Here is a 1,073-nt window from a genome sequence, read left to right on the forward strand (position 1 = left end):
ACGCGGCGATGGCCGCCCATTACGACACCTCGGTGCTGCCGGCTCGGCCCCGCAAGCCCCGCGACAAGGCCAAGGTCGAGGGCTGTGTCCTCATCGTCGAGCGCTGGCTCATCGGCCGCCTGCGCAACCGCCGCTTCTACGGTCTCGGCGAACTGAACGCTGCGATCGCCGACCTGATGACGCGCCTGAACGAGGGGCGCGTCATCCGCCGGCTCGGCCGCACCCGCCGCCAGCTTCTGGAGGAACTCGACCGCCCCAGGCTGAAACCCCTGCCGGTCGAACCCTACGTCTTCGCCGAATGGCGCATGCGCCGTGTCGGCATCGACTACCATGTCGAGATCGACCGGCACTTCTACAGCGTGCCGTATCGCTTCGCCCGCCGCGAGGTCGAGGCCAGGATCACCGCCCGCACCGTCGAGATCTTCGCCAGGGGCGAACGCATCGCCGCCCATCTGCGCTCGAGCGGCAACGGCGGCCACACCACGGTGCGCGACCACATGCCCTCCAGCCATCGCCGCTACGGCGACTGGACCATCGAGCGGATCCGCACGGAGGCGGCCGCGGTCGGACGCGCCACTGCGATCCTGTGCGATCTCATCCTCGAACGCCGGCCCCATCCCGAGCAGGGCTTTCGCGCCTGTCTCGGCATCCTGCGGCTGGTCAAGCCGTTCGGCGCCGCCCGCCTCGAGGCTGCCGCCGAACGGGCCATCGCGATCGGCACGCTGACCTACGGGTCGGTCCGCTCGATCCTCGACAAGCGCCTCGACCAGGCCGGGAAGAGGGAGACGCCGACCGCCGACGCCGCCCCGATCCTGCACGGCAACATCCGCGGTCCCCGCTACTATCAATAGGAGAACGAACGTGCTGTCCCATCCCACCCTCGAGCAGTTGAACCAGCTCGGCCTGACCGGCATGGCCCAGGCCTTCGCCGAGATCGAGGCCTCCAGCCAGGCCGGGCGGCTGAGCCATCCCGAATGGCTCGCCCTTCTGATCGACCGCGAGATCACCCACCGCCGCGACAAGCGCTTGGCGGCGCGGCTGCGATACGCCAAGCTGCGCCATCAGGCCGTCAT

At 69.6% G+C, this 1,073-nt stretch carries 1 protein-coding gene and 1 pseudogene; both read left to right on the top strand.

The window, feature by feature from the left end; translation table 11 throughout:
* Nucleotides 1–851 (top strand): annotated as a pseudogene (locus AB5S17_RS23390) (IS21 family transposase); the annotation flags it as partial.
* 10 nt (nt 852–861) lie between these two features.
* On the top strand, nt 862–1,073 hold a 212-nt coding region (locus tag AB5S17_RS23395; protein WP_369243578.1), incomplete at its 3' end, for an ATP-binding protein.

It is taken from the genome of Jiella sp. M17.18, from assembly GCF_041027365.1.
Classification (GTDB): Bacteria; Pseudomonadota; Alphaproteobacteria; order Rhizobiales; family Rhizobiaceae; genus VKMB-3413.